At 44.6% G+C, this 6759-nt stretch carries 7 protein-coding genes; 5 read left to right on the top strand and 2 right to left on the bottom strand.

Annotated elements, in window-relative coordinates:
• Window positions 1-191: 191 nt before the first annotated feature.
• Window positions 192-821: a hypothetical protein gene (locus tag CRENPOLYSF2_RS09530; RefSeq protein WP_087143719.1), complete on the bottom strand. Its 630-nt coding sequence runs from the start codon at window positions 819-821 to the stop codon at window positions 192-194.
• A 246-nt stretch (window positions 822-1067) separates the two neighbouring features.
• Between CRENPOLYSF2_RS09530 and rnt the strand changes: the two genes are divergently transcribed.
• On the top strand, window positions 1068-1694 hold the full coding sequence (rnt, locus tag CRENPOLYSF2_RS09525) for a ribonuclease T (protein ID WP_087143718.1): 627 nt from the start codon (window positions 1068-1070) through the stop codon (window positions 1692-1694).
• A gap of 109 nt (window positions 1695-1803) precedes the next feature.
• Here rnt and grxD read toward each other — a convergent pair whose 3' ends face one another.
• The gene (grxD, locus tag CRENPOLYSF2_RS09520) at window positions 1804-2124 is read right to left on the bottom strand and encodes a Grx4 family monothiol glutaredoxin (protein ID WP_087143717.1); all 321 of its coding nucleotides are present in this window, start codon (window positions 2122-2124) and stop codon (window positions 1804-1806) included.
• 181 nt (window positions 2125-2305) lie between these two features.
• Between grxD and CRENPOLYSF2_RS09515 the strand changes: the two genes are divergently transcribed.
• The 4 genes from CRENPOLYSF2_RS09515 to ilvD all read left to right on the top strand — a co-directional run bounded on the left by CRENPOLYSF2_RS09515 (window position 2306) and on the right by ilvD (window position 6668).
• Window positions 2306-3487, top strand: a complete 1182-nt coding sequence (locus CRENPOLYSF2_RS09515; RefSeq protein ID WP_087143716.1) for an aspartate aminotransferase family protein — start codon at window positions 2306-2308, stop codon at window positions 3485-3487.
• Between the two features lie 2 nt (window positions 3488-3489).
• Window positions 3490-4392 (top strand): ornithine carbamoyltransferase, encoded by a 903-nt coding sequence (gene argF / locus CRENPOLYSF2_RS09510; RefSeq protein WP_087143720.1) that lies wholly within the window; start codon window positions 3490-3492, stop codon window positions 4390-4392.
• A gap of 43 nt (window positions 4393-4435) precedes the next feature.
• Entirely contained in the window at window positions 4436-4903 is a 468-nt protein-coding gene (locus CRENPOLYSF2_RS09505) for a TIGR04211 family SH3 domain-containing protein (protein WP_245807965.1), read from the top strand.
• 67 nt (window positions 4904-4970) lie between these two features.
• Window positions 4971-6668 (top strand): dihydroxy-acid dehydratase, encoded by a 1698-nt coding sequence (gene ilvD, locus CRENPOLYSF2_RS09500; protein WP_087143714.1) that lies wholly within the window; start codon window positions 4971-4973, stop codon window positions 6666-6668.
• The last annotated feature ends 91 nt before the right edge of the window (window positions 6669-6759 follow it).

Here is a 6759-nt window from a genome sequence, read left to right as displayed (position 1 = left end):
AATAGTTACAGCGTAACCGTTCGCACTGAGCTTGTCGAAGTGTGCCGTTCATGCTTCGACAAGCTCAGCACGAACGGTGGCTGTAACTGTCCTAAGTTGAAAACACTGTAGAACTTACCCAGGCAATTTGCGACGAATTTTTGAATGCACTACAGCTATTTATTCTGGCCAATCAAGTGATATTAAGCTTATCAATCAAAAGGATTTTCATCTGTCATAATCAAAAAGTTATAGCCGCCTTCGCCACATTTTTCGTACAATTTATCAACAATTTTTTTAGCTTCAGCAACACTTTCATTCGGGCCTCTAATGTAATAAGGCTTATTATCTTTGCCATATTCATAGGCAACTGGACAAGCACTCGCATCAATAGCACCAAATAACGCGGCCATTTTTTTATAATCCGGATGACTACTAAAGCCCAAGTTTTTAGCGTATTCCACCGCCCCTTCCAATAACTTCCTGGCACAACTTTGATGAATCGATACAAAATGCCTACCATCACTCGTAGCTTTCTGCTTCAAATACTCATATTCATCATTTGATGCAACTCTAAAAAAAGTATTTTTCACACCCAAACAAAACACATCGACAATAAAAATACTTGCAGCCAGCTGGCCATTCGGAAGTCGCCGAGCAATAACAACTTCACCAATACCTAATTCAAATAGACTATTCGCAACCACACTTTCATAAAGCGGGTAGTCGGCACAACTGACAGCACTGACACTCATAAAAGACTTAATCGCCTGAACAACAGCAGATTTTTTTTGTTTTTTCTTTAAGAGTTTCTTTTGTTTTTGTTGTTCAGATAGTGCCACATTATTACCTATAAGAATTCATTTATTAAACTAAAGCTGTTATCCAGCACATTTATTCGTCCTTGAATATTACACAGCTTCTCAGGCTAATAAAAACAATAATGTGGAGGAACGTTATTTTACATACATTTCCTATGATAATTAGGCAATCAACTGAACGCGTATAAGCTCAGCTAAATAGTTACATTTTTAGTAGATTGGATTACCATACAACTTACCCCTCATAACCGCTCTACTTCCCCATTAATGAATTTATCCGAAATCCCTCTCAATAAACGTTTTAGAGGCTACTTACCTGTTGTTGTCGATATTGAAACAGCCGGCTTTAATCCGAAAAAACATGCCATGCTGGAGATTTCTGCCATTATTGTTGAGTACAACAGCGTTAATGATTTAGAAATCACCGAGCGCCATGCCACACACGTCGTGCCATTTAAAAACGCCGAGCTAGACCCTGCCGCGCTTAAATTTAATGGCATTGATCCTTATCATCCCTTTAGAATGGCGCTGGAAGAGAAAGAATCGCTGGACTTGATTTTTAAGCCGATTAAAGACGCGTTAAAACGCAATAATTGCTCACGGGCAATTTTGGTGGGACATAACCCCGCGTTTGACATTGCTTTTTTAAACGCCGCTATCCACCGCACGCAAATTAAACGCAGCCCTTTTCATCCGTTCAGTACTTTTGATACCGCGACATTAGGTGGATTAATCTATCAACAAACGGTATTGGCAAAAATTGCCGAAGCGGCGGGCTTAAAATGGGATAATGAAAAGGCGCATTCGGCACTGTACGATGCCGAAATGACAGCGGAATTATTTTGTATGATGGTGAATCGTTGGCGGGCGTTGCACGTTCCGGTTGCACCATAGCGACTTTTTTGCGTGTTTTCCGTGAACAATATTATTGTCCACAGAAAACACAAAAGTCACAAAAAAAATTTATAATATAATTAGTTAGCGCGTTTAAGAAACTTATCGACTAAGCAGCAACCGCACCGACAGAAGACAACAAAGTGGCCAGTTCGCCTTTTTTGTACAAATCGATCATGATATCGCAGCCACCGACCAGTTTGCCGCCAATATACAGTTGCGGATAGGTCGGCCAACTGGAATATTCTTTTAGGGCTTCGCGTAACTCAGGGTCTTCAAAAATATTAAAATGTGCATACTCAGCTTTGCATGCGCCTAATATCTGTACCGCCTGCCCCGAAAAACCGCACTGCGGAAAATCCGGTGAACCTTTCATATATAACACGACAGGGTTGGTCAATTGCTCTTCAATTCTTTCTATAACAGACATGGTGTTTAGCCTCTTTAGCTATTTTTAAAAATATATTGGGCTAATTCTATCAACTTTAAAGCGCTTTAAGAAGCGAATCTTATCATCTCGCTGTTGCTTATAATCACATTGAAATTTATAATCAACGGTTTTTTTAAAAGTGCGGCAAATAAAACCGTACTCACGTTTTCGGACACGCGCCATGACCAGTCACATTATGCCCACTTACGGTCGGTTACCTATCACGTTTGACAGAGGCGAAGGCGCTTGGTTGTGGGATGATCGCGGACAACGCTATCTGGATGCACTGTCTGGCATTGCCGTGTGTGGTTTAGGCCATGCTCACACTGCTGTACATGCTGCGATTTGTGCGCAAAGCAAAAAACTACTGCACACTTCCAATCTTTATGGCATTGCTGTCCAAGAGCAGCTCGCCCAGCGCTTGACTGAAAAGTCCGGCATGGATAACGTATTTTTCTGCAATTCCGGCGCAGAAGCCAATGAAGCCGCTATTAAACTGGCACGTAAATTTGGCCATCAGTCAGGTATAGAAAATCCCGCTATACTGGTGATGGAAAAAAGCTTTCACGGCCGCACCTTGGCGACACTCAGCGCTACCGGCAATCCTAAAGTGCAGCAAGGCTTTGCGCCACTGGTGCAAGGCTTTATTCGTGTGCCGTACAACGATGTTGCCGCAATTGAACAGGCGTTAGCGCAACATAGCAACATCGTGGCGATTCTAGTCGAACCCATACAGGGCGAAGGTGGCGTTAACATACCCGCAACTGATTATCTTAACCAGATACGCACGCTCTGTGACCAGCACAATATTTTAATGATGCTGGATGAAATCCAGACCGGCATAGGTCGTACCGGCACATTTTTAGCTTATCAACACAATGGCATCTTGCCAGATGTGTGCAGCCTGGCCAAAGCCTTAGGCAATGGCGTGCCTATTGGCGCGTGTCTGGCACGGGGTAAAGCGGCACAGATTTTAACCGCTGGCACACACGGTTCCACGTTTGGTGGCAATCCCTTGGCGTGCAGCGCGGCATTGGCCGTGTTAGAAACCTTGGACAATGACGATTTAATCGCCTTAGCCGCACAAAAAGGTGATTTGATCAGTGCCGCATTAACCGTCGCCTTGCATAACAATCCCCATGTTGTTGATATACGCCACAAGGGTTTGATGATCGGTGTTGAGCTGGATAAACCGTGTAGCGAGTTAGTCACGCTGGCCTTGCAAGCGCATTTATTGATTAATGTCACTAACGAGAAAACCATACGCTTGTTGCCGCCATTGATTATTGATCCACAACAAATTGAACAACTGGTAGCCACTTTAGCGATGATTATTACCGAATACACAGCAGCCACACTATGAGCATCCCGCCTAGACATTTCATCAGCTTGCTTGATTTAACCAGCGACGAGTTTCGTTTTTTAATCCAAAGAGCTATCGAGCTAAAAAATAAACGTGACCCTGATTATCAGCCTTTAAAAGGTAAAGTGCTGGCCATGATCTTTGAAAAATCATCCACACGCACGCGTATTTCTTTTGAAGCGGGCATGGCACATTTTGGTGGCAGCGCGTTGTTTTTATCACCAAGAGATACCCAGCTAGGACGCGGCGAACCTTTGCAAGACAGTGCCAAAGTCATTTCCAGCATGGTTGATTGCATTATGCTTAGAACCAACAAGCATGAGATGGTAACCACGTTTGCACAGCACTCACGCGTACCGGTTATTAACGGCCTAACGGATACCCAGCATCCGTGTCAGCTGCTTGCAGACATGCAAACTTACTTTGAGCACCGGGGCGACATTAAAAATAAATTGGTGACATGGGTTGGTGATGGTAATAATATGTGCCATTCTTATATACATGCGGCCATGTTACTTGATTTTCAGCTACATATTGCTTGCCCTGTTGGTTATCAACCTGACCCAGCGTTTGTTACTGCGGCGGGTAGCCGAGTTAAGCTGTTTAATTCGGCTAAAGAGGCCGCTATGGGTAGCGACCTGATAGTCACTGATGTGTGGGCTAGCATGGGACAAGAAGAAGAGCAAAGACAGCGTGAGCTGGCTTTTAAAGATTATCAGGTAAATACGGAAATTATGCGTGTCGCTCATAAAAATGCGCTCTTTATGCATTGTTTGCCCGCGCATCGTGGTGAAGAAGTGAGTGCCGACGTAATAGACGGGGCACAAAGTGTTATCTTCGATGAAGCCGAAAATCGTTTGCATGCACAAAAAGCGCTCTTAGAGTTTCTTTTGTGTATTCAATAGCCTATAGTGATTCCAAATAGAAAATTATATCAAAGGGATTCCAGTGAAGAAAATACTCAGTGCATTTTTCGTTTTAATAATGACGTGTGGGATAGTGCAAGCTAAGCCGCATTATCGCAGCCATACTAAACATACAGCGCCTGTCGCCGAGCAACCGCCTGTAGTTGATCCCGCCGCTGCTGTCGCGATAAAAGATCCTAACGCCCCTTTAACACCGCTGGAATTTACGTTAACCAAAGATAAAGAGCTGTTAAACAGAGAACTTACTGACTTAAAAAAGACGGCGGCCAATGCACTACAAATCAAGATTGAACGTGACGACCTTCAACAAAAATTTGCCAAATCTATGACGGAATTAGAACAACTTAAAGCCGACAATAAGGCACTAAAAGACAGCGCCAATCAAGACTGGTTCTTGTACGGTGGTGGGCTTGCCTTAGCAGGCGTACTGCTTGGTTTTATTCTCCCAAAAATCAGTTGGGGTCGTCGCAATACCTGGGGTTCTTTTTAATCTCGGTATAGCCACGCCTTTACTTTCTTGCCTTACATTAAACGCATCATCCCCAGGAAATATTTACATGAGTCAATCCGGTGACAAAAGCACCCGCGCCCATTCTTCTTTAGTTGTTGATGGCATGGAACGTGCGCCCAGTCGCGCCATGTTGCATGCTGTCGGCTTTAGCAACGATGATTTCAAAAAGCCGCAAATCGGTATCGCCTCAACCTGGAGTATGGTGACACCGTGCAATATGCACATCAATAAACTGGCCGATGCAGCGGCGGTAGGCGTTAATAACAGCAACGGCAAAGCCGTCATCTTCAACACCATTACCATCTCTGATGGTATTTCTATGGGCACAGAAGGCATGAAGTACTCGCTGGTATCGCGCGAAGTCATTGCCGATTCCATTGAAACAGTGGTTGGCTGTCAAGGCTTTGATGGCGTTGTGGCTATTGGCGGCTGTGATAAAAACATGCCCGGTTGTATGATGGCAATTTCACGGTTAAATCGTCCTAGCGTGTTTGTGTACGGCGGCACTATTATGCCAGGCTGCCATAAAGACAAAAAATTGGATGTGGTATCAGTATTCGAAGCCGTGGGCGCTAGAGCCAATAATCAGATTGATGATGCTGAACTTGCCGCCATTGAAGCCAAAGCCATTCCAGGCCCTGGCTCTTGTGGGGGCATGTATACGGCCAACACAATGGCTTCGGCGATTGAAGCCTTGGGCATGAGTTTACCGAATAGTTCAGCGCAAGCGGCCATTTCTAACGACAAACGATTAGACTGCGAACGTGCGGGTGCTGCGGTACTGGAATTGTTGAAAAACGACATTAAACCCAGCGACATCATGACCAAACCGGCGTTTGAAAATGCTATTACTGTGGTTATCGCGCTAGGTGGCTCTACCAATGCAGTACTGCATTTGTTAGCAATGGCCAATGCCGCGAACGTTGACATTACCTTAGATGACTTTACCCGTATTGGTAAACACGTTCCGTTAGTGGCTGATTTAAAACCTAGCGGCAAATACCAAATGGCGGAACTCATCGAAATTGGCGGCATTCAACCACTGATGAAAGTGTTGTTGGATAAGGGTTTATTGCACGGTGATTGCTTAACAGTTACCGGTAAAACCATGGCGGAAAATTTAGCCGATGTCAATCCCTACCCTGATGGCCAGGATATGATCCGCTCTTTGGATAATCCTATTAAAAAAGACAGCCATTTAGTAGTGTTATACGGCAATTTGGCTTCGGATGGTGCGGTGGCTAAAATTACCGGCAAAGAAGGCTTGGTATTTACCGGCACAGCCAAAGTATTCGATGCCGAAGAACAAGCCCTGCAAAGCATCTTGAACGGCGACATTGTTAAAGGCGATGTGATTGTTATCCGTTACGAAGGCCCGAAAGGTGGCCCTGGTATGCGCGAGATGCTATCGCCTACTTCTGCCATTATGGGCAAAGGTTTGGGTAAAGAAGTGGCGTTGATTACTGACGGGCGCTTTTCTGGCGGCACACACGGTTTTGTGGTGGGACATATTACCCCTGAGGCTTATGTCGGTGGTGCATTGGCGATTGTTGAAAATGGCGACACCATCACCATTGATGCCGAGCTTAACCAATTAACCTTACATCTGAATGATCAGTCAATAACGGATCGTTTATCCAGATGGGTGCAACCTGCGCCACGTTATACCCGTGGTGTATTGGCTAAATATGCCAAACTGGTTAATTCAGCATCATTGGGTGCGGTAACCGATAATTTGGATTGATAAGCGGGTGGCGTTTAATGCTTGCTCATGCCTAGTACTCAGTCACTCTTTAAATGTCGAATAACAGCCCCCATAAACAAGTTTCACGTAA

The organism is Crenothrix polyspora (genome assembly GCF_900163755.1).
GTDB classification, from domain to species: Bacteria; Pseudomonadota; Gammaproteobacteria; order Methylococcales; family Methylomonadaceae; genus Crenothrix; species Crenothrix polyspora.
Note: the sequence above shows the minus strand (reverse complement) of the source record. Positions and strands in the feature narration are given on the sequence as shown.

Coding starts and splice junctions, on each gene's coding strand:
- rnt (WP_087143718.1), top strand. CDS start 1,068: ATGAATTTATCCGAAATCCCTCTCAATAAACGTTTTAGAGGCTACTTA.
- grxD (WP_087143717.1), bottom strand. CDS start 2,124: ATGTCTGTTATAGAAAGAATTGAAGAGCAATTGACCAACCCTGTCGTG.
- CRENPOLYSF2_RS09515 (WP_087143716.1), top strand. CDS start 2,306: ATGACCAGTCACATTATGCCCACTTACGGTCGGTTACCTATCACGTTT.
- ilvD (WP_087143714.1), top strand. CDS start 4,971: ATGAGTCAATCCGGTGACAAAAGCACCCGCGCCCATTCTTCTTTAGTT.